At 73.0% G+C, this 20,231-nt stretch carries 13 protein-coding genes; 7 read left to right on the top strand and 6 right to left on the bottom strand.

Going from position 1 to position 20,231, the window contains the following annotated elements:
- Positions 1–32 precede the first annotated feature (32 nt).
- The 3 genes from GV155_RS06670 to glgP all read right to left on the bottom strand — a co-directional run bounded on the left by GV155_RS06670 (position 33) and on the right by glgP (position 4,590).
- Positions 33–1,406 carry an NAD(P)-binding protein gene (locus GV155_RS06670; RefSeq protein WP_160006385.1) on the bottom strand — a complete coding sequence of 458 codons (1,374 nt, stop codon included), beginning with the start codon at positions 1,404–1,406 and terminating at the stop codon, positions 33–35.
- A 29-nt stretch (positions 1,407–1,435) separates the two neighbouring features.
- Positions 1,436–1,756, bottom strand: a complete 321-nt coding sequence (locus GV155_RS06665; RefSeq protein ID WP_160006383.1) for a hypothetical protein — start codon at positions 1,754–1,756, stop codon at positions 1,436–1,438.
- A 224-nt stretch (positions 1,757–1,980) separates the two neighbouring features.
- Complete coding sequence (gene glgP, locus GV155_RS06660; RefSeq protein ID WP_160006381.1) at positions 1,981–4,590, bottom strand: alpha-glucan family phosphorylase; 2,610 nt, start codon at positions 4,588–4,590, stop codon at positions 1,981–1,983.
- Between the two features lie 112 nt (positions 4,591–4,702).
- On the opposite strand from glgP, the gene GV155_RS06655 reads away from it, so the two are divergent.
- Positions 4,703–8,194 carry a M36 family metallopeptidase gene (locus GV155_RS06655; protein ID WP_160006379.1) on the top strand — a complete coding sequence of 1,164 codons (3,492 nt, stop codon included), beginning with the start codon at positions 4,703–4,705 and terminating at the stop codon, positions 8,192–8,194.
- Between the two features lie 266 nt (positions 8,195–8,460).
- Here the strand turns inward: GV155_RS06655 and GV155_RS06650 are convergent, their stop codons facing one another.
- Positions 8,461–8,748, bottom strand: coding sequence for a GIY-YIG nuclease family protein (locus GV155_RS06650; protein ID WP_160006377.1), 288 nt, complete (start codon positions 8,746–8,748; stop codon positions 8,461–8,463).
- 673 nt (positions 8,749–9,421) lie between these two features.
- Between GV155_RS06650 and GV155_RS06645 the strand changes: the two genes are divergently transcribed.
- The 5 genes from GV155_RS06645 (at position 9,422) to GV155_RS06625 (ending at position 17,630) form a co-directional block, all read left to right on the top strand.
- Complete coding sequence (locus tag GV155_RS06645) at positions 9,422–11,392, top strand: maltotransferase domain-containing protein (protein WP_236554097.1); 1,971 nt, start codon at positions 9,422–9,424, stop codon at positions 11,390–11,392.
- Positions 11,393–11,460: 68 nt separating this feature from the next.
- Complete coding sequence (treS, locus tag GV155_RS06640; RefSeq protein ID WP_236554460.1) at positions 11,461–13,167, top strand: maltose alpha-D-glucosyltransferase; 1,707 nt, start codon at positions 11,461–11,463, stop codon at positions 13,165–13,167.
- Positions 13,164–14,597: a maltokinase N-terminal cap-like domain-containing protein gene (locus GV155_RS06635; RefSeq protein ID WP_160006371.1), complete on the top strand. Its 1,434-nt coding sequence runs from the start codon at positions 13,164–13,166 to the stop codon at positions 14,595–14,597. Before treS ends, GV155_RS06635 begins: the two co-directional genes overlap by 4 nt.
- Positions 14,594–16,855: a 1,4-alpha-glucan branching protein GlgB gene (gene glgB / locus GV155_RS06630; RefSeq protein WP_160006369.1), complete on the top strand. Its 2,262-nt coding sequence runs from the start codon at positions 14,594–14,596 to the stop codon at positions 16,853–16,855. The genes GV155_RS06635 and glgB overlap by 4 nt, the downstream gene beginning before the upstream one ends.
- Before the next feature lie 4 nt (positions 16,856–16,859).
- Positions 16,860–17,630, top strand: a complete 771-nt coding sequence (locus GV155_RS06625) for an NUDIX domain-containing protein (protein WP_160006367.1) — start codon at positions 16,860–16,862, stop codon at positions 17,628–17,630.
- Here GV155_RS06625 and GV155_RS06620 read toward each other — a convergent pair.
- Positions 17,545–18,483, bottom strand: a complete 939-nt coding sequence (locus GV155_RS06620) for an EamA family transporter (RefSeq protein WP_160006365.1) — start codon at positions 18,481–18,483, stop codon at positions 17,545–17,547. The genes GV155_RS06625 and GV155_RS06620 overlap by 86 nt on opposite strands.
- A gap of 72 nt (positions 18,484–18,555) precedes the next feature.
- Here GV155_RS06620 and GV155_RS06615 point away from each other — a divergent pair, with 72 nt between their 5' ends.
- A complete protein-coding gene (locus tag GV155_RS06615) occupies positions 18,556–19,461 on the top strand; it encodes a LysR family transcriptional regulator (RefSeq protein ID WP_160006363.1) in 906 nt (301 codons plus the stop codon).
- Positions 19,462–19,482: 21 nt separating this feature from the next.
- On the opposite strand, the gene GV155_RS06610 is transcribed toward GV155_RS06615, so the two are convergent.
- A complete protein-coding gene (locus tag GV155_RS06610) occupies positions 19,483–20,226 on the bottom strand; it encodes an EI24 domain-containing protein (RefSeq protein ID WP_201300088.1) in 744 nt (247 codons plus the stop codon).
- Positions 20,227–20,231 lie beyond the last annotated feature (5 nt).

The raw sequence follows: 20,231 nt of genomic DNA, 5'->3' as shown, positions 1-20,231 counted from the left end.
CGTCCGGGGCGTCCGGGGCGTCCGGGGCGTGGTCAAGCCGGGCCGGCGAGCTCGGCCAGCCGGGCGACGCCGGCCGGCACGTACCGGGCCAGCGCGGCACGCGCCTCGTCGAGGCCCGGCGAGCCGGGGTGGTCCGGGGCGACCCGGGCCGGGTTGAGCGCGACCCGGTCGGCCCACTGCTTGACGTCGGGCGCCGCCGCGAAGGCCGCGGCGCTGCGCAGGCCGGTGACGTTCATCCGGGCCCAGTCCTCGAGCGTGTTGCCGAGGGACGACGGCGGGCAGAGCCGGTTCTTCTCCTCGTCGTCGTCCCGGGTGGCCTCGACGTAGCCGATCAGGGCGGCCCCGAAGCAGGGGAAGCCGGCCCGTACGGGCTGCAGCGTGATCGCGTCGTCGCCCCAGACCGGGAGGAGCGGCCGGTTCTTCAGGCCGTCGGCCGCGCAGTTGAGCACGACCGCGTCGGGCGCGAGGTCGACCGACCCGCCGTCGAGCTCGAGCCGGCCCGGGAGCGCGGCGGTGACGTGGCCGAGGCGTACGACGTGCTCGACGCGGCGCAGCTCCGCGAGCTCCCACGCCCCGAGCGTCGGCGCCTTGGCCATCGTCGGCGTGACCGCCGGGTCGATGCGCAGCATGATCCCGGCGCCCTCGAGGTCGACGAAGAGGTCGGGCAGCGACGCGGCCGTCGAGGACAGCCGCATCATCTCCGCGACCATGCCGAGGTACACCTCCGGGTCCGGCTGCACGACCGCCCGGTTCAGCATCCACGGCTCGCGAGGACGGACCCAGCAGATCGCGTCCGGGTCGGTGCCGCGGGCGAGGAGGCGTACGACCGCGTCGGTCGCCGTCTTGCCCGAGCCCACGACGACGACCTGGCCCGCGTCCTGGACCTGCTCCAGGTCGTTGACCGGCACCACCCGGACGCCCTCGCCGACGTGGAAGCGCGGCGGCGTCTCGGCCGGGATCTCCGGGGCGAGGTAGCGCGCGTCGACGACCCGGCACCGCTCGGGCACCGACCACCGCTCCCCCGTGGTCCGGTCGACGACCACGCGGCCCTCGACGTCGCAGCCGGGCAGGAGCTCGACGCGACCGGGGCCGGTCATCCGCTCGGCCAGCACGTCCTCGTAGTACGCCAGGATCGTGGGCTGGTCGGCCCGCTCGTGCAGGCCCGCCTCCGGCCCGTCCTGCTGCACTCGCCCGCCGCCGAGCACGGTCGAGGCCACGCCGTAGAACGAGGAGGCCTGGTGCAGCCGGACGAAGGGGTACGCCCTGCGCCAGTGCCCCCCGGGCCCGTCGCGCCGGTCGGCCAGGGCCACCCGCACGTCGGCGTGGTCGATGAGGGCGTCGGTGAAGGCCATGCCGGCGGCGCCGGCGCCGATCACCAGGTAGTCGACGTCGAGGGTGCGGTCCACCGCGACATCAGACCATGCCGCGCCAGGGCTCAGGCCGGGCCGGCCCCGGCCTCGCGGTCGCGCCGCTCCTGCAGCCGCTGCTCGGCGGCCGGCGCGAACTCCAGGCACGGCGCGTCGGCCTCGGGATGCTTCTCGCGCAGGTGGAAGATCCACCGGTCCGTCGCGGCCATGAACCCGTTGTCCTCACCGGGCCGGTAGGCCGACCAGCTGCGGTGACCGCGGGCGGTGCACTCCGAGCAGGTGATCTTGTAGAGGAACTGCCCCTCGTCACCGAGGTCGATGCGGACCCGGGCCAACGGACCGGCCTGGGCGGCGGCCTTCTTCTCCCGGGCGGTCCGGCTCGCGACCACGGCTCAGAACCCGCCGACCAGCAGGAGGAGGACCAGGAGCAAGGAGACGACCACGGGAGAAGTGTGCCAGCCGGCGAGCCCCAGACCGACAGTGCAGCGGATCGGTGCCAGCTGGTGGCACCGATCCGCTGCACTGTCGTCAAGCACGGGCCGGAAAAGTGCGGCGCGTGCCTGAGGACGCGCGATGGCGCGTCCTCAGGCACGCGAGGAGCCGTACGACCGGCTCAGCCGCCCGCGGGCAGCGAGACCACGCCGAGCTCGGCGTCGGTGGCGAGCATCTCGTGGTGCGGCACCACGCGGACGGTGTAGCCGAAGCCGCCGGCGCGGGTCAGCGGGACCGTGGCCTCGAAGCGGTGGCGACCCCCGTCGTACGACTCCGCGAGCGTGAGCGGGACGACCTCGGCCTCGCGCAGCCGGTCGGTGTCGTCGGGCGAGCCGTGCACGAGCTGGACGGTGACGTCGCCGGGGGCGAGGTCGCCGAGCGCGACGAACGCGCGGACGCCCAGCCGGTCGCCGACCTGGACGAGGTCGCTGACGCCGTCGCTCTCGACGTGCTCGACGGCGACGCCCGACCAGCCGGCCAGGACGTGGCGCTTCCACGCGGCGAGGGCGGCCGCACCGGTGTGGTCGCCCTCCAGGCGGCGGCCCGTGGTGGCGGCCGGGGTGTAGAGCTGGCGGACGTAGTCACGCACCATCCGCGTCGCGAGCACCTTCGGGCCGAGCGACTTCAGCGTGTGGCGCAGCATCGCGATCCAGCGCGGGGGAACGCCGTCCGCGTCGAGGTCGTAGAACCGCGGCGCGACCTCGTGCTCGATCAGGTCGTAGAGCGCGTGCGCCTCGAGGTCGTCGCGACGGTCGGCGTCCTCGACGCCGTCGGCGGAGGGGATCGCCCAGCCGTTGCCGCCGTCGTACCACTCGTCCCACCAGCCGTCGAGGATCGACAGGTTGAGGCCGCCGTTCAGGGCCGCCTTCATCCCCGACGTGCCGCAGGCCTCGTACGGGCGGAGCGGGTTGTTGAGCCAGACGTCGCAGCCGGGGTAGAGCGGCTGGGCCATCGCGATGTCGTAGTCCGGCAGGAAGACGATGCGGTGGCGCACCTCGGGGTCGTCGGAGAAGCGCACCAGCTGCTGGATCAGCCGCTTGCCGCCGTCGTCGGCCGGGTGCGACTTGCCGGCGATGACCAGCTGCACGGGGCGCTCGGGGTGCAGCAGCAGCCGCTTGAGCCGCTCGGGGTCGCGCAGCATCAGCGTGAGCCGCTTGTACGACGGCACCCGCCGCGCGAAGCCGATGGTCAGGACGTCCGGGTCGAGCACGTCGTCGACCCAGCCGAGCTCGGCCGGGGACGCGCCACGCTGCGCCCAGGAGGCCCGGGTACGGCGGCGCGCCTCGTGCACCAGCCGCTCGCGCAGGACGCGCTTGACCGCCCACATCTCGGTGTCGGGCACCGTGTCCACGGCCGCCCAGAACGGGTCGGTGTCGTCGGAGCGCGGGTCGGCGCCGCGGGCGACGGCCAGCTCGACGATCTCGCGCGCGGTCCACGTCGGGGCGTGCACGCCGTTGGTGATCGACCCGATCGGCACCTCGGCCTCGTCGAAGGCAGGCCACAGCCCGTTGAACATGCCGCGGCTGACCTCGCCGTGCAGCAACGAGACGCCGTTGGCCCGCTGGGCGAGCCGGAAGCCCATCACCGCCATGTTGAACACGCCGCTCTCGCCGCCGACGTAGTCCTCCGCGCCGAGCGCCAGCACCCGGTCCAGCGGGACGCCGGGGACGGCACCGCCGACGCCGAAGTACTGCTCGACCAGGGACCGCGCGAAGCGGTCGATGCCGGCCGGGACCGGGGTGTGGGTGGTGAAGACGGTCGACGCGCGGCCGAGCTCGAGCGCGGTGTCGAAGTCCAGGTGCGGCCCGTCCTCGGCCACCGTCAGCTCGCGGATCCGCTCCAGGCCCAGGAAGCCCGCGTGCCCCTCGTTGGTGTGGAAGACCTCGGGCGCCGGGTGGCCGGTGATCCGGGAGAACGCCCGCAGCGCCCGCACGCCACCCACGCCCAGGAGCAGCTCCTGGCGCAGCCGGTGCTCGCTGGTGCCGCCGTAGAGCCGGTCGGTGACCTCACGGTACGACTCGGGGTTGGCCTCGACGTCGGTGTCGAGCGCGAGCAGCGGCACCCGTCCGACCTGGGCCACCCAGACCCGCGCGACCAGGTCGGGGCCGTCGGGCATCGCGATGGTGACCTGGGCGGGGGTGCCGTCGGCCTCGCGCAGCAGCGTGACCGGGAGCCCGTCGGGGTCGAGGACGGGGTAGCTCTCCTGCTGCCACCCGTCGCGGTCCAGCGACTGGGTGAAGTAGCCGTGCCGGTAGAGCAGACCGACGCCGACGATCGGCACCCCGAGGTCGGAGGCGGCCTTGAGGTGGTCGCCGGCCAGGATGCCCAGGCCGCCGGAGTACTGCGGGAGCACCGCGGTGATCCCGAACTCCGGGGAGAAGTACGCGATCGCGCGCGGGCCGCCGCCGGGGCCCCCGTCGGTGCCGTGCACCTGCGTGCGCTGGAACCAGCGGTCCTCGGTCAGGTAGGCCTGCAGGTCCGCGCGCAGGGCCGCGAGCCGGCCGGTGAACCCCTCGTCCGCGGCGAGCTCGTCGAAGCGCTCGCGGCCCACCTCGCCGAGCAGGCGTACGGGGTCGTGGCCGGTCGTCTCCCAGCGCACGGCGTCGACCTCGGCGAAGAGGTCCTGCGTCGCGGGGTGCCACGACCAGCGCAGGTTGGCGGCCAGCTCCCCCAGCGCGTCGAGGGCCGGCGGGAGGACGGGGCGGACGGTGAACCGTCGGAAGGCGCGCACGGCAGGACGCTAGCGGCCCGCCTGGAACGATCCAAACGTTTCGGTCGTGAAAGTTCCGTGCCCTTTGCCGAGGTCGGCGTAACCGCCGTCCCCCACCCCCGTTGGGGGCTGCATGACACCTCGGACCGCCTGGCGCGGTCGTCACGCAGCCCTGGCCACCGCCGCCCTCACCACCGCACTGCTGCCGGGCCTGACCCAGCTGACGGCCAGCGCCAGCGCCGCTCCACCAGCCACGGCGCCGGCCGCCGCGGCCGACCCGGGCCCGACCCCGGTCCCGCTGATCACCCCCGGCGACGCCGTCGGCGGGCTCGAGGACGTCGACCTCCGCGGCACCGTGAAGGCGCTCGCAGCCCAGCGCGACGCGGTCGCGCGGCTCGGCGTGCGTGACGTGCGGTGGAACCGGTTCGGCACCCCCTCGTCCCTGCTGCCGGTCGACGGCTCGCTCGGCGCGGCCCCCGGGTCGCCGGCAGACGCGGCGCGGGCGTGGCTCCAGGGCCACGCGGGCGTCTTCGGCCTCACCGCCGCCGACCTGTCCGAGGCGAACCTGGAGCTGGTGGAGTCGCAGGAGCTGGTCGGCAGCAAGGCCCGCGCGGTCCTGTTCCGTCAGCGCTTCGACGGGCTCAAGCCCTCGATCGGCTCGATGGTCACCGTCGGCGTCGCCGAGGGGAAGATCGCGTACGTCTCCTCGTCCCTGGTCCGCGACCCGGAGGCCATGCCATCGGTCGAGGCGGAGCCGCGGATGACCCCGCTCGAGGGCTGGGTCACCGCCGCCGAGAGCGTGGGCGCCAACATCCCCGCGGTCGGTGACATCACCAGTGACGTGCGCAAGGGATGGACCCGGCTGAAGGTGCCGGGCCTCGTCCAGGAGCAGCAGGCCCGGTTGGGCGCCCTCGCCGTTGCCGACGGGACCGTCCGGCCGGTGATCGAGGCCAACGTGGTCAACGTCGCGGGCGGCGCGACCAGCGCGTACACCGTGATGGTGGACGCCGTCTCGGGCGAGGTGCTGCACCGCGAGAACCAGGTCGAGAACAACAACGACGCCTACCCGTTCCAGGGCCAGGTGACCGCGACCGAGTGCGGGCCGATGCATGAGTTCGAGCTCACCGACGGCAACACCCGGCAGCTCGTGGCCGCGGGCCTGATGGCCAACACGCTCAACGACATCGAGGTCAGGATCTTCGACCCCTCCGGCGACCTGCTCGCCAGCGCCGACACGGGCACCAGCCCCGAGGTGGCGACCTACACCGCCGAGGAGATCCCGGCCGGGGTCTACTCCGCCCAGGTCTGCCCGTTCGCGGACCCGACCGTGCCGTTCCTGCCGCCGGGCGACTACGCCCTGTCGGTGCTGAGCAGCGACACCACGACACCCGAGGGCGGCGGCACCGGCAACACCGCCGAGGGTTCGCCGCGCTGGCGCTTCTTCACCGCCAACCCGAACGACAACAGCGTCCAGGGCACGCCCACCAACAGCGTCATCGGGTGCTGGTTCACCTCCCGTGAGGCCGCGGGCGACTGCACGCTGCCCACCGGCCGGCTGAACAACGTCGCCGCCCCCGGGCCCTGGGACTTCCTGACCAACGCCCAGGTGCCGTCCTTCACCACGATCGGCAACAACGCCAACACCCACGAGGCGTGGGGCAACCCGCTCGCGCCGGGCGGGCTGGCGCAGGCGCCGGTCTCGCCGACCCAGGACTACACCGACGAGTTCACCGACGCCTGGAACAACTCCGGCTGCAACCCGGCCGAGCTCACGCCGGGCGGCAACGACATCCTCGCCTCGGTCACGAACCTGTTCTCGGTCCACAACCGGATGCACGACTACTCGTACTACCTCGGCTTCGACGAGGGCAACTACAACATGCAGCTCGACAACCTCGGCCGCGGCGGCGTCGAGGGCGACCAGGAGATCGGGAACGCTCAGGCCGGCGCGATCACCGGCGGCCAGCCGACGTACCTCGGCCGGGACAACGCCAACCAGATCACGCTGCAGGACGGCATCCCCGGCATCACCAACCAGTACCTGTTCCAGCCGATCGCAGGCGCCTTCTACGCCCCGTGCACCGACGGTGGCCTGGACATGGGCATCGTCGGGCACGAGTACACCCACGCGATCAGCAACCGGATGGTCGCCGGGCCCGACGAGGGCCTGACCTCCAACCAGGGCGCGGCCATGGGCGAGTCCTGGAGCGACCTGGTCGCTGCGGAGTACCAGTTCTCCCACGGCTACGACAACGGCGGGAACATCTGGGCCGTCGGCGTCTACGCCACCGGCAACGAGGACGTCGCGATCCGCGACTACGCCATCAACCGCAACCCGCTGAACTACTCCGACTACGGCTTCGACACCACCGGCGACGAGGTCCACGCCGACGGCGAGATCTGGAACGGCACGCAGTGGAGCGTGCGGCAGGCCATCGTCGACCGGCTCGACGCCCGCGGCGGCGACTACGACTACCAGAACGCCGGTCGCCAGCTGCTCTGCGCGCAGGCCACGCCTGACTACGCCCTGCCGCCGGCCTCCTGCCCGGGCAACCGGCGCTGGGTGCAGCTGATCTTCGACTCGTTCCTGCTCCAGCAGGGCGCCACGTCGATGCTCGACGCCCGCGACGCCATGATCGCCGCGGACCGGATGCGCTTCGGTGGCCAGGACGTGAAGGTCATGTGGGACGCTTTCGCCCGCCGCGGGATGGGCGTGGGTGCCTCGGTGCCCGACGCCGACTCCGGCGACACCACCCCCAGCTTCGCCTCCCCCACCGCCGACAACGGCCGGGTCACCCTGCGCGGCGGCCTGCCGGGCCGGTTCTACGTGGGCGACTACGAGGCCCGCGCCACCCCGGTGGCCGACACGCTGCGCGGCACCCGGCTCGACAACACGCTGTCCATGGCGCCGGGGACGTACCGGATGCTGCACGTCTCGCCGAAGGGCGGCTTCCAGCGCTTCTCGCTGAAGGTCGGAGCCGGTCAGCGGGTCGTCCGCGCGCTCGGTGACCGCACCAACCTCGCGTCGTCGGCCGCGGGTGCCGAGGTGATCGAGGCCAGCGCGGGGTCGCTGAACGCCGACCTCCTCATCGACGGCACGGAGGCCACGAACTGGGGCGGGGTGACGGAGACGAACGTCGACGAGAGCCGCCCGTACGTCTCCGTGGACCTCGCCGGCGGGCGCTCGACGGTCCGTCGGGTCCAGGTCAGCGCGATGCTCACCCCCGCCGCCACCGGCGACGACGGGCTCCCGCTGGCGCAGGTCGACGAGGACCCGGACTCGGGGTCGCGCTTCACCGCGCTGCGCCGCTTCGCGATCGAGGCCTGCGTGCGGGCCTGCGACACCGACGGTGCGACGTGGAAGCGCGTCTTCACCAGCAAGGGCGACGCCTTCCCGGGGCGTCAGCCCCGGCCGGTCGCCCCCGACCTGACGATGCGCTCCTTCGCGGTGCCCGCGACCACGGCCTCCGCGCTGCGGCTGGTCACCCTGGAGAACCAGTGCACCGGCTTCGCCGGCTACGCCGGGGAGCAGGACGAGGACCCGCTCAACGACACCGACTGCGCCACGGCCTCCGACCGCGGCACGATCGTCCACGCCAGCGAGCTCCAGGCCTTCACCCGCTGACGACGGCACCGGGGGCGGGCACCACCCGCCCCCGGTGGCCGAGGAGCGAGCGCCGGCCACCCCGCTGGTCGAGGAGCGAGCGCAGCGAGCGTCACGAGACCCACGGCCCGCTGGTCGAGGAGCGAGCGCCAGCGAGCGTCACGAGACCCACGACCCGCTGGTCGAGGAGCGAGCGCCAGCGAGCGTCACGAGACGACGAGCCACCCCGGTGGTCGAGGAGCGAGCGCCAGCGAGCGTCACGAGACCTTCACCCGGTCGCCGTGTCCTCACGGTCCCGGACGACGTCTGCTCGCCAACGCCCGCAACGCGGCCGAGTCGTCCCTGATCAGGGCCTCGCGCTTGGCGCGCCCCCAGTTCTGCACCTGCTTCTCGAAGAGGAAGGCATCCCGCACGGACGCCGTCTCCCGTGCCCACACGAGCACGACCGGGCGGCGCCGACGCGTGTACGAGGCGCCCTCCCCGGCCTGGTGCTGGGCGAGACGCCGCTCGAGATCGATGGTGCTGCCGACGTAGTACGAGCCGTCCCGGCAACGGAGCATGTAGACCCAGGCCATGCCTCAGGGTGTCGGCCCACCGGCAGGTACGTCGGCGGCTCGGCCGGCGTTGTGGACGAGGCGGTCGCGGACGGTCGGTGTGGACGTCCGGGTGACGATCTCGTGACGCTCGCTGCGCTCACTCCTCGACCACCGGTGCCCACCGCACCGGGTCCCGTGACGCTCGCTGCGCTCCCTCCTCGACCACCGGGGCCCACCCTGCGCTCGCTCCTCGACCACCGGGGCCCACCGCCTTGGGTCTCGTAACGCTCGCTGCGCTCCCTCCTCGACCACCGGGGCCACCCTGCGCTCCCTCCTCGACCACCGGGGCCACCCTGCGCTCACTCCTCGACCACCGGGGGCACCGCCTTGGGTCTCGTGACGCTCGCTGCGCTCGCTCCTCGACCACCGGGGCGACCCTGCGCTCACTCCTCGACCACCGGGGCCCACCGCCTTGGGTCTCGTGACGCTCGCTGCGCTCGCTCCTCGACCACCGGGGCCACCGCCTTGGGTCTCGTGACGCTCGCTGCGCTCGCTCCTCGACCACCGGGTCGCTCCTCGACCACCGAGGCGGCGTACCACTGCTGCGGCTTCACCCCTGGTCGCCGGTCCCCACCCCTGGGGGCGAGGGGGTCGGCTTGCGGTGCCCGGGTGGAGCCGCAAGGGTTGAGGGATGGTTGGTCGTATCCCTGTCATGGACGTGATGCCCGTCGTCGACCTGGGGCGGCAGCCTGCGAAGGCGACGGACGGCGAGTCCTTCCCCGTCCGGGCCACGGTGTTCCGCGAGGGCCACGACAGCCTCGCTGCCGAGGTCGTGCTCACCGGGCCCGACGGCGTACGGCGGGCGCCGGTGCGGATGGTCAAGCTGGCCGACCCGCCGGACCGCTACGAGGCGTGGGTGACCCCCGACCAGGAGGGTGCCTGGACCTTCGAGGTCCACGCCTGGGCCGACCCCTGGGACACCTGGGACCACGCTGCCGGCATCAAGGTGCCGGCCGGCCTCGACGTCGAGCTCATGTTCGCGGAGGCCCGGCTGCTGGTGGAGAGGCAGGTCGCCGACCTCCCCACCACGGCCACGCCCGCCGAGCGCGCCCTGCTCGACGGCGCGCTGGAGGCCGCCACCGACACCAGCCGCCCCGACGAGGCACGGCTGGCCCAGCTGCAGGCCGACGACCTGTGGTCGGTCCTGCGCGCCCACCCGCTGCGCGAGCTGGTCACCGTCGAGGGCCCGTTCCGCGCCTACGCCGACCGCTCCCGGGCCCTGTTCGGCAGCTGGTACGAGTTTTTCCCGCGCTCCGAGGGCGCCCGCGTCGACGAGGCCACCGGGAAGGTCGTCACCGGCACCTTCCGCACCGCCGCCGAACGGCTCCCGGCCGTGGCCGCGATGGGCTTCGACATCCTCTACCTGCCCCCGATCCACCCGATCGGCGAGGTCAACCGCAAGGGCCCCAACAACACCCTGACCCCCGGGCCGGACGACCCCGGCTCGCCGTGGGCGATCGGGTCCAAGGACGGCGGGCACGACGCCGTGCACCCCGACCTCGGCACGATCGAGGACTTCGACGCCTTCGTGGCCCGCGCCAAGGAGCTCGACATCGAGGTCGCCCTCGACCTCGCGCTCCAGGCCGCGCCGGACCACCCGTGGGTCACCGAGCACCCCGAGTTCTTCACCACCCGCGCCGACGGCACGATCGCCTACGCCGAGAACCCGCCGAAGAAGTACCAGGACATCTACCCGGTCAACTTCGACAACGACCCGGCCGGCATCTGCCGCGAGGTCCTGCGCGTGGTCAAGCACTGGATGAGCCACGGCGTGCGCGTCTTCCGGGTCGACAACCCCCACACCAAGCCGCTGGCCTTCTGGGAGTGGCTGCTCAAGGAGATCCGCCGCACCGACCCCGACGTGCTGTTCCTGTCCGAGGCGTTCACCCGCCCGGCGATGATGCACGGCCTCGGCTCGGTCGGCTTCCACCAGAGCTACACCTACTTCACCTGGCGCACCGCGAAGTGGGAGATCGAGTCGTACCTCACCGAGGTGGCGACGGAGTCCGACCACATGATGCGGCCGAACTTCTTCGTCAACACCCCCGACATCCTGCACTCCTACCTGCAGTACGGCGGGCCGCCGGCGTTCAAGGTCCGGGCCGTGATCGCCGCGCTGGGCTCGCCCAGCTGGGGCGTCTACGCCGGGTACGAGCTGTACGAGCACGTCGCCGTCCGCCCGGGCAGCGAGGAGTACCTGGACACCGAGAAGTTCCAGGTCCGTGTCCGCGACTGGGACGGCGCGGCGGCCGAGGGCCGCACCCTGGCGCCGTACCTCACGCGGCTGAACCAGGTCCGCCGCGACCACCCCGCGCTGCAGCAGCTGCGCAACGTCGTCATCCACAGCAGCGACGACGAGCAGGTCCTGGTCTTCTCCAAGCAGGCCCGGCTCGACGACGGCACCACCGACACGGTGATCGCGGTGGTCAACCTCGACCCGCACGCGACCCGCGAGACCACGATCCACCTCGACCTCCCCGCGCTCGGCCTGGACTGGCACGACGGCCTGACCGTGCGCGACGAGATCACCGGCGAGGAGTTCCACTGGGGGCAGCACAACTACGTCCGCCTCGACCCGCACCACGAGCCCGCACACGTCCTGACGCTGAGGAGCAACCCGTGACCAGTGCCGACCTGGCACCGACCGAGCACGACCCGGACCGCGTCGACCCCGAGCACGAGGAGAGCACGATCCCGGAGGGCACCAGCGGGGACACCAGCCCCGAGTGGTTCAAGACCGCGGTGTTCTACGAGGTGCTCGTCCGCTCGTTCCGCGACTCCAACGGCGACGGCGTCGGCGACTTCAAGGGCCTGACCGAGAAGCTCGACTACCTCGAGTGGCTCGGCGTGGACTGCATCTGGCTGCCGCCGTTCATGACCTCGCCGCTGCGCGACGGCGGATACGACGTCGCCGACTACCAGAACATCCTCCCCGAGTGCGGCACGGTCGACGACTTCCACCACCTGCTCGACGAGGCGCACGCCCGCGGCATCCGCGTGATCATCGACTTCGTCATGAACCACACCAGCGACCAGCACGCGTGGTTCCAGGCCAGCCGCTCGGACCCCGACGGCCCGTACGGCGACTTCTACGTCTGGTCCGACACCGACGAGCTCTACCAGGACGCGCGCGTGATCTTCGTCGACACGGAGCCGTCGAACTGGACCTGGGACCCGGTGCGCCAGCAGTACTACTGGCACCGCTTCTTCAGCCACCAGCCGGACCTGAACTTCGACAACCCGGCGGTCCACGACGCGATCATCGAGGCGCTGTCGTTCTGGTTCGACATGGGCCTGGACGGGTTCCGCCTCGACGCGGTGCCCTACCTGTACGAGCGTCCCGGCACCAACGGCGAGAACCTCCCCGAGACCCACGAGTTCCTGCGCAAGGTCCGCCGCTACGTCGACGACAAGTACCCCGGACGCGTCCTGCTGGCCGAGGCCAACCAGTGGCCGGCCGACGTCGTCGACTACTTCGGTGACGTCGAGTCCGGTGGCGACGAGTGCCACATGTGCTTCCACTTCCCGGTGATGCCGCGCATCTTCATGGCGGTGCGCCGCGAGTCGCGCTTCCCGATCTCGGAGATCCTCGCCCAGACGCCGCCGATCCCGCACGGCTGCCAGTGGGGCATCTTCCTGCGCAACCACGACGAGCTGACCCTCGAGATGGTCACCGACGACGACCGCGACTACATGTGGAACGAGTACGCCAAGGACCCGCGGATGAAGGCCAACATCGGCATCCGCCGACGGCTGGCCCCGCTGCTCGACAACGACGTCAACCAGATCGAGCTGTTCACCGCGCTGCTGCTCTCGCTGCCCGGTTCGCCGGTCCTCTACTACGGCGACGAGATCGGGATGGGCGACAACATCTGGCTCGGCGACCGCGACGGCGTGCGCACCCCGATGCAGTGGACCCCCGACCGCAACGCGGGCTTCTCCCAGGCCACCCCCGGCAAGCTCGCCCTGCCGGCGGTCCAGGACCCGGTGTACGGCTACCAGAGCGTCAACGTCGAGGCGCAGCTGGAGAACACCTCCTCGCTGCTGCACTGGACCCGGCGGCTGATCCACGCCCGACGCGGCCACCACGCCTTCGGCCTCGGCACCTTCGCCGACCTCGGCGGCTCCAACTCCACGGTGCTGTCGTACGTGCGCGAGCACCACACCGAGGAGGGCGGGGACGACATCATCCTGTGCGTCAACAACCTCTCCCGCTTCCCGCAGCCGGTGGAGCTCGACCTGCGCCGCTTCGAGGGCCTGGTGCCGGTCGAGATGCTCGGCGGCGTGCCGTTCCCCGCCATCGGTGAGCTGCCCTACCTGCTCACGCTCGGCGGCTACGGGTTCTACTGGTTCCGGCTGACCACGCCGGAGACCCACGAGGAGGGACAGCTGCTGTGAGCCAGCCCGCCATCCCCGCCCACCTCGACGCGGGCGCGTTCGAGACCTACCTCGGCCGGACCCGCTGGTTCGGCGGCAAGGGCCGTCCGCTGCAGGTCCGGGGCGTACGCCGCGTCGGCACCGTCCCCGGCGCCCTCGACGGCGGCCCGCGGGTCGTCCTGCACCTGGTCGACGTCGCCTACTCCGACGGGCCCGTCGGCGGCGAGCAGGAGACGTACCAGGTCCCGCTCAGCTGCTACACCCACCCCGAGCACCGCCTGGACCACGCCTTCATCGGCTGGTGGGAGGACCCCGACCACGGCTGGGTGCACGCCTACGACGCGCTGCACGACCGGGAGGCGATGGCCTGCTGGCTGCGCAGCTTCATCGCCAGCCGCACCGAGGACGGCGTCGGCGACCCGGCGACCGGACTGAGCTTCCACCGGCTCCCGGGACACGAGCTGGACCCCGAGACGGCCGCGTCGCTCTTCACCGGCGAGCAGTCCAACAGCTCGGTGCGGTTCGGCGAGGACGCCGTGCTGAAGGTCTTCCGCAAGGTCACCCCGGGCGCGAACCCGGACATCGAGATCCACGCCGCCCTGACCCGCGCCGGCAGCGACCAGGTCGCCGCGCTCTACGGGTGGGTCCAGCTCGACGACCCCGAGGGCACCGGGGAGCCGCTGCACCTCGCGATGCTGCAGGAGTTCCTGCGGACCGCCACGGACGGCTTCGACCTGGCGCTGTCCAGCGTGCGCAACCTCTTCGCCGAGGGCGACCTGCACGCCCACGAGGTCGGCGGCGACTTCGCCGGCGAGGCCACCCGGCTCGGCCAGTCCCTGGCCACCGTGCACGAGGCGATGCGTGAGGGCTTCCCGACCGGCACGACCGACGCTCGGGCGCTGGCCGCGACGATGGGCGCGCGCCTCGACGACGCGCTGCCCGTCGTCCCCGAGCTGGCCGCGCACGAGGCCGCGCTGCGCGAGGTGTTCGCCGCGGTCGCCGACCTCGGCGAGCTGCACGTGCAGCGGGTCCACGGCGACCTCCACCTCGGGCAGACCCTGCGCACCACCGAGGGCTGGAAGATCGTCGACTTCGAGGGGGAACCGGCCAAGTCGTTGGAGGAGCGGACCCTGCCCGACTCCCGGTGGCGCGACGTCGCCGGCATGCTGCGCTCCTTCGACTACGCCCCGCACGTCGTCGAGCGCACCCGGGCCGAGACCGACCCGGAGGTCAGCGCCCAGCTGGCCGTCCGCGCCGACGAGTGGGCCCACCGCAACCGCAACCACTTCCTGACGGCCTACGCCGGCGGGGACCTCACCGAGAGCCAGCGCGTCCTGCTGACGGCGTACACCGCCGACAAGGCCGTCTACGAGTGCGTCTACGAGACCCGGAACCGCCCCACCTGGGTCTCCATCCCGCTCGCTGCCGTGGCTCGGATCGGAGAACGATGAGCACCACCGCCTCCCCCGCACCCGTCCCCGTCGACCTGCTGGACCAGCTGGTCCTCGGCCGGCACGGCGACCCGCACGCGATCCTCGGCGCCCACCCGCACGACGGGGGCGTCACCGTCCGCGTCCTGCGCCCGCTGGCCACCTCCGTGGTCGTGCGGCATGACGGCACCGAGACGCCGCTGCGCCACGAGCACGAGGGCGTCTGGGTCGGCGTGCTGCCGGTTGCCGAGGTGCCCGACTACCGGGTGGCGGTCGCCTACGGCGACGACACCGTCGTGGTCGACGACCCGTACCGCTTCCTGCCCACCCTGGGCGAGATGGACCTGCACCTGGTCAACGAGGGGCGCCACGAGCAGCTGTGGACCGTCCTCGGCGCGCACGTGCACCACTACGAGGTGCCCGGCGGCGAGGCCATCAGCGGCACGTCGTTCGCGGTCTGGGCGCCCTCGGCCAAGGCCGTGCGGCTGCGCGGGGACTTCAACTCCTGGGACGGCCGCGAGCACCCGATGCGCCACCTGGGCACCTCGGGGGTCTGGGAGCTGTTCGTGCCCGGCCTCGGCACCGGGACGTCGTACAAGTTCCACCTGCTCGGCCCCGACGACGAGTGGCGCGAGAAGGCCGACCCGATGGCCTCGGCGGCCGAGATCGCCCCTCGCACCTCCTCGGTCGTCTTCGAGTCGACCCACACCTGGAACGACCAGGAGTGGATGACCCAGCGCGCCGAGCGCCGCCCGGTCGTCGAGCCGATGGCGACCTACGAGATGCACCTCGGGTCGTGGAAGCGGCACCCCGACTCCACCTACTGGTCCTACGACGAGATCGCCGACGACCTGGTGCCGTACCTGAGCGACCTGGGCTTCACCCACGTCGAGCTGATGCCGGTGATGCAGCACCCCTTCGGCGGGTCCTGGGGCTACCACGTCACCTCCTACTTCGCCCCGGACTCCCGGTACGGCGACCCCGACGGGTTCCGTCGCCTCGTCGACCGGCTGCACCAGGCCGGGATCGGCGTGATCCTGGACTGGGTGCCCGGCCACTTCGCGACCGACGAGTGGGCCCTGGCCCGCTTCGACGGCACGCCGCTCTACGAGGACCCCAACCCGCAGCGCGGCTGGCACCAGGAGTGGGGCTCCCACATCTTCAACTTCGGGCGCCGCGAGGTCCGCAACTTCCTCTACGCCAACGCCATCTACTGGCTCGAGGAGTTCCACGCCGACGGGCTGCGCGTCGACGGCGTCGCCTCGATGCTCTACCTCGACTACGGCCGGCAGGCCGGCGAGTGGACGCCGAACATCCACGGCGGGCGCGAGAACCTCGAGGCCGTGCAGTTCCTGCAGGAGATGAACGCCACCGCCTACCGCCGGGTGCCCGGCATCGTGACGATCGCCGAGGAGTCCACCTCCTGGCCGGGCGTCACCGCGCCGACCTCCGAGGGCGGCCTCGGGTTCGGCCTGAAGTGGAACATGGGCTGGATGCACGACACGCTCGACTACCTGGCCCGGGAGCCGGTCTACCGCTCCTACCACCACGGCGAGCTGACCTTCTCGATCGTCTACGCCTGGACCGAGAACTTCGTGCTGCCGCTCTCGCACGACGAGGTCGTGCACGGCAAGGGCTCCCTGTTGCGCAAGATGCCCGGGGACCGCTGGCAGCAGCTGGCGACGCTGCGGGCCTACTACGCCTTCATGTGGGCGCACCCCGGCAAGCAGCTGCTCTTCATGGGTCAGGAGTTCGGCCAGGAGGCGGAGTGGGCCGAGTCCCGCGAGCTCGACTGGTGGCTCCTCGAGCACCCCGAGCACCGGGGCCTGCACGGCCTGGTGCGTGACCTCAACACCGTCTACCGGGACTCCCCCGCGGCCTGGGTGCGCGACGACGACGGCTCCGGGTTCGCCTGGATCGACGCCAACGACGCCGGGCGCAGCGTCTTCTCGTTCGTGCGTCGCGCGCCCGAGGACGACACCGTGCCGGACCTGGTCTGCGTCACGAACTTCGCCGGCACCCCTCACGGCGACTTCCGCCTCGCACTGCCCGCGGCGGGCACCTGGGAGGAGGTGCTCAACACCGACGCGGCGGCCTACGCAGGCTCCGGCGTCGGCAACCTCGGCGGCGTCACCGCCGTGGAGGGCGAGCACCAGGGACAGCCGGCGTACGCCGACATCACCGTGCCGCCCCTGGCGACGGTCTGGTTCCGGCAGCGGCTCGAGCCGACGGCGCCCTCCCCGACCGCGGCCGGCACCACCGGTCGCGTCCTAGGCTGACCGGGTGGATCCGCAGCCCCGCCTGAGCACCGTCGAGGACGGCGTGGCCCGCGTCTCCTGGGACGCCGGGCTCGCCGCCGACGACTGGCAGCGGGCGGTGGCGGCGGTGTCCGGCGAGGTGCGCTCGGCCCTGGTCCACCACAGCCGGGTCGAGGCCGTCGTCCCCGCCGACGACCCGGCGGCGCACCGGGTCGCGACGTGGGCGGGGCTCCAACGCGAGGGCGTACGCCGCGGCGTGGCGGGCGACCAGGTGGTCTACGCGCGCCTGGCCACCGACACCCCGGTCGAGGAACCCGGCGGCTTCCGTGCGCTGCTCAACTCCTTCCTGCCCCGCAAGCGCGCGATCAGCCAGATGATGCTCCGGGACGACGCGGGCCGGGTGCTGCTGTGCCAGCTGACCTACAAGCGCGACTGGGACCTGCCCGGTGGGGTCGTCGAGGTCGGCGAGTCCCCCCAGGTCGCGGTGGCGCGCGAGGTCGAGGAGGAGCTCGCGCTCACGATCGAGCCGGGCCGCCTGCTGCTGACCGACTGGCTGCCGGCCTGGAGCGGGTGGGACGACGCGCTGTGCCTGGTCTTCGACGGCGGCACCCACGACGCGTCGCTGACCGACGCCATCGTGCGCGAGACCAAGGAGATCGCCTCGGCCCGGTTCTGCGACCTGGACGAGGTGCACGCCCGCTGCGCCGACTTCACCGCGCGACGGGTCGTGGCCGCGCTGGACGCGCTGGACCAGCCGGGCGGTCGCTACACGGAGTCGGGCCGGCCGGGGTCCTGACGCCCCGCGGCGCCCGCAGGCTGACCAGCGCGCCGAGGACCATCACCGCTCCGCCGACGGCCTCACCGGTCGTCGGCACGCGCCCGGCGACCGCGGCGGCCGTCATCGCCACGACCGGGACCAGCAGGATCCAGGGGACGACGTCGGCGGCCCGGTTGCGGGCCAGCAGCGTGTTGAAGATGCCGTACCCGACCAACGAGGCCAGCCCGGCGGTGTAGAGCGTGGCCAGCGCCGCCTGCCACCCGAAGGCGGCCAGGCCGGCGACGACCGCGTCCGGACCGTCGACCAGCAGCGACAGGGCGAGGGCCGGCAGCGGCACGACCAGGGCCGACCACACGGTGAGCGCGAGACCGCCGGGCACCCCCGCCGCCCGCGACACCACGTTGCCCGCACCCCAGGACAGCGCCCCGAGCAGGCAGAGGAGCAGGGCCACCAGCGGTACGGCTCCGCCGCGACCCAGCGCGACGACGACCAGACCGACGACGGCGACCGCGACCCCGACGACCTGGGCCGGGCGGGGGCGCTCGCGCAGGGCGACCGCCGCGATCACGATCGTGAAGACGACCTGGGCCTGCAGGACGAGCGCGGCCAGGCCCGGCGGGAGCCCGGCGGCGAGGGCGACGTAGAGGAACCCGAACTGGCCGAGCGACATCAGGGTGCCGACGGCGACCAGCGTCCGCCACGGCACGTCCGGCCGCGGCAGCAGCAGCACGGCCGGCACCAGGACGACGACGAACCGCACCGCCAGGAAGAGCAGGGGCGGGACGCCGTCCATCCCGGCGTCGATGACGAGGAAGTTCAGGCCCCAGATCAGGGCCACCAGGGCGGCGAGGGCGGAGTCACGGCGGGTCACGCACCCAGCCTCCCCGCCAGGACCGTGCAGTACCAGCAACAGTCGGACCGGCAGACGATGTAGCGTCGCTTCATGATCGAGATCACCGCCCTGGGATCCCTGCGCGCCGTGGCCGTGCACGGGTCGGTGTCCCGGGCCGCCGAGGTGCTCGGGTTCACCCCGAGCGCGGTCAGCCAGCAGGTCAAGCGCCTGGAGCGCCAGGTGGGCGTACCGCTCCTGGAACGGGTGGGGCGCGGGGTCATCGTGACCCGCGCCGGGCGCTACCTGGTCGACGCGGGGGTCCGCGTGCTCGACGACCTGGAGGCCGTCGAGGCCGGGCTGTACCGGCAGACCGGGGCGGTGGCCGGCCACCTGCGCCTGGGGGTCTTCTCGACCGCCACCCGCGGCCTGGTCGCCCCCGTCGTGCGGGAGCTGCTCGCGGCGCACCCGCTGCTGACCCTCAGCGTCACCGAGCTGGAGCCCTGGGACAGCATCGACCTCGTCGCCGCCGGCCAGCACGACGTCGGGGTGGTGCACACCTGGGGCGACGTCCCGCTGGACGTGCCCGACCACCTGGCGCGCACGTCGGTGGCGCAGGACGTCGCCGACGTCGTCTGCCACCGCGACCACCCGCTGGCGGGGCGGGACCGGGTGACCCCGGCCGACCTGGTGGGCGAGGGGTGGATCGCGACACCCGAGGGCACGATCTGCCGGCAGTGGCTCAGCCGGATGTACGACGGCACCGGGGCGCTGCCACGGATCGCCCACGTGTCGATGGAGTTCGAGTCCCACCTCGCCCTGGCCCGCGCCGGCCTCGGGATCGCGCTGGTGCCCCGGCTCGGTCGCTCCGCGCTGGGCGCCGACCTGGTCGCGGTACCGGTGGTCGACCCGGTGCCGACCCGTGACGTCGTCGCCGTGCACCGCCGCAGCATGGCCGACTCCCCCGCCGTCGCCGCGGTGCTGGAGTCGTTGGCTGGCGCCTCCGGGCGCCGGAACTGACCACTCGACGCGCCGCGAGCGTCATCTCGGCTGTCCGGAAGCGTCATCTCGGCTGTCCGCGAGCAGGTCGCGGGCGAGCATCGTCGCGCCGGCGACCGCGGCCGGCATCACCGCCACCGCCCCCAGCGGGACCAGGAAGCACGCCTGGGTGGCCAGCCCGAAGCCCCAGACCGTCGTACGCCGGCGGCGCAGCAGCTCCTTGCGGGCGTGCCGGTCGAGGCCCCGCGCCTCCAGCGGACGCGCCAGCAGCTCGGCCGCGAGCAGCCGGCCGCCCAGGGCCAGGCCGGCCAGCAGCGCGGTCAGGGTGCCGACCACCGGGACCAGGCCGACGACGAGCAGCAGCAGACCGACCAGCAGGCCGGTCGCGGCGAGCACCAGCCCGTCGCGCACCGAGCGCCACCACGGCAACCCGTCGCCGTCAGGCGCGTCGCCGAGCTGCTCCTCGACCGCGGCCCAGATGCGCTCGTAGAACGGGTCGCCGACCGCCAGCGTCAGGCCCGTGAAGACCACGGTCGAGAGCAGGACGGCACCGAGCACGACCGCCGCGGCCAGCAGCAGGCGAACCAGCGGTCGCCAGGGCTCGGCCCAGTCGTCGGCGAACGGCGTGGCCCAGGCGGCGAGGTCGTCCACGCGCCACAGCAGCGCGGCCAGCGCGCCCAGCAGCAGCAGCAGGACGAGCGCTGCCGGGACCACGCCGAGCAGCATCAGCCGCGGACGGGTACGCCACAGCGCGAGCCCCTGCAGCAGGTAGGCGGGTCCGCCCACCGGCG

The organism is Nocardioides sp. AX2bis, from assembly GCF_902506435.1.
Taxonomy (GTDB): Bacteria; Actinomycetota; Actinomycetes; order Propionibacteriales; family Nocardioidaceae; genus Nocardioides.
The sequence above is the reverse complement of the archived record's forward strand: the minus strand, read 5'-3'. Positions and strand labels throughout refer to the sequence as shown.

Excerpts from the sequence above, each read along its gene's own strand:
- GV155_RS06645 (WP_236554097.1), top strand. The coding sequence starts at position 9,422 with ATGGACGTGATGCCCGTCGTCGACCTGGGGCGGCAGCCTGCGAAGGCG.
- GV155_RS06650 (WP_160006377.1), bottom strand. The coding sequence starts at position 8,748 with ATGGCCTGGGTCTACATGCTCCGTTGCCGGGACGGCTCGTACTACGTC.
- glgB (WP_160006369.1), top strand. The coding sequence starts at position 14,594 with ATGAGCACCACCGCCTCCCCCGCACCCGTCCCCGTCGACCTGCTGGAC.
- GV155_RS06615 (WP_160006363.1), top strand. The coding sequence starts at position 18,556 with ATGATCGAGATCACCGCCCTGGGATCCCTGCGCGCCGTGGCCGTGCAC.
- GV155_RS06655 (WP_160006379.1), top strand. The coding sequence starts at position 4,703 with ATGACACCTCGGACCGCCTGGCGCGGTCGTCACGCAGCCCTGGCCACC.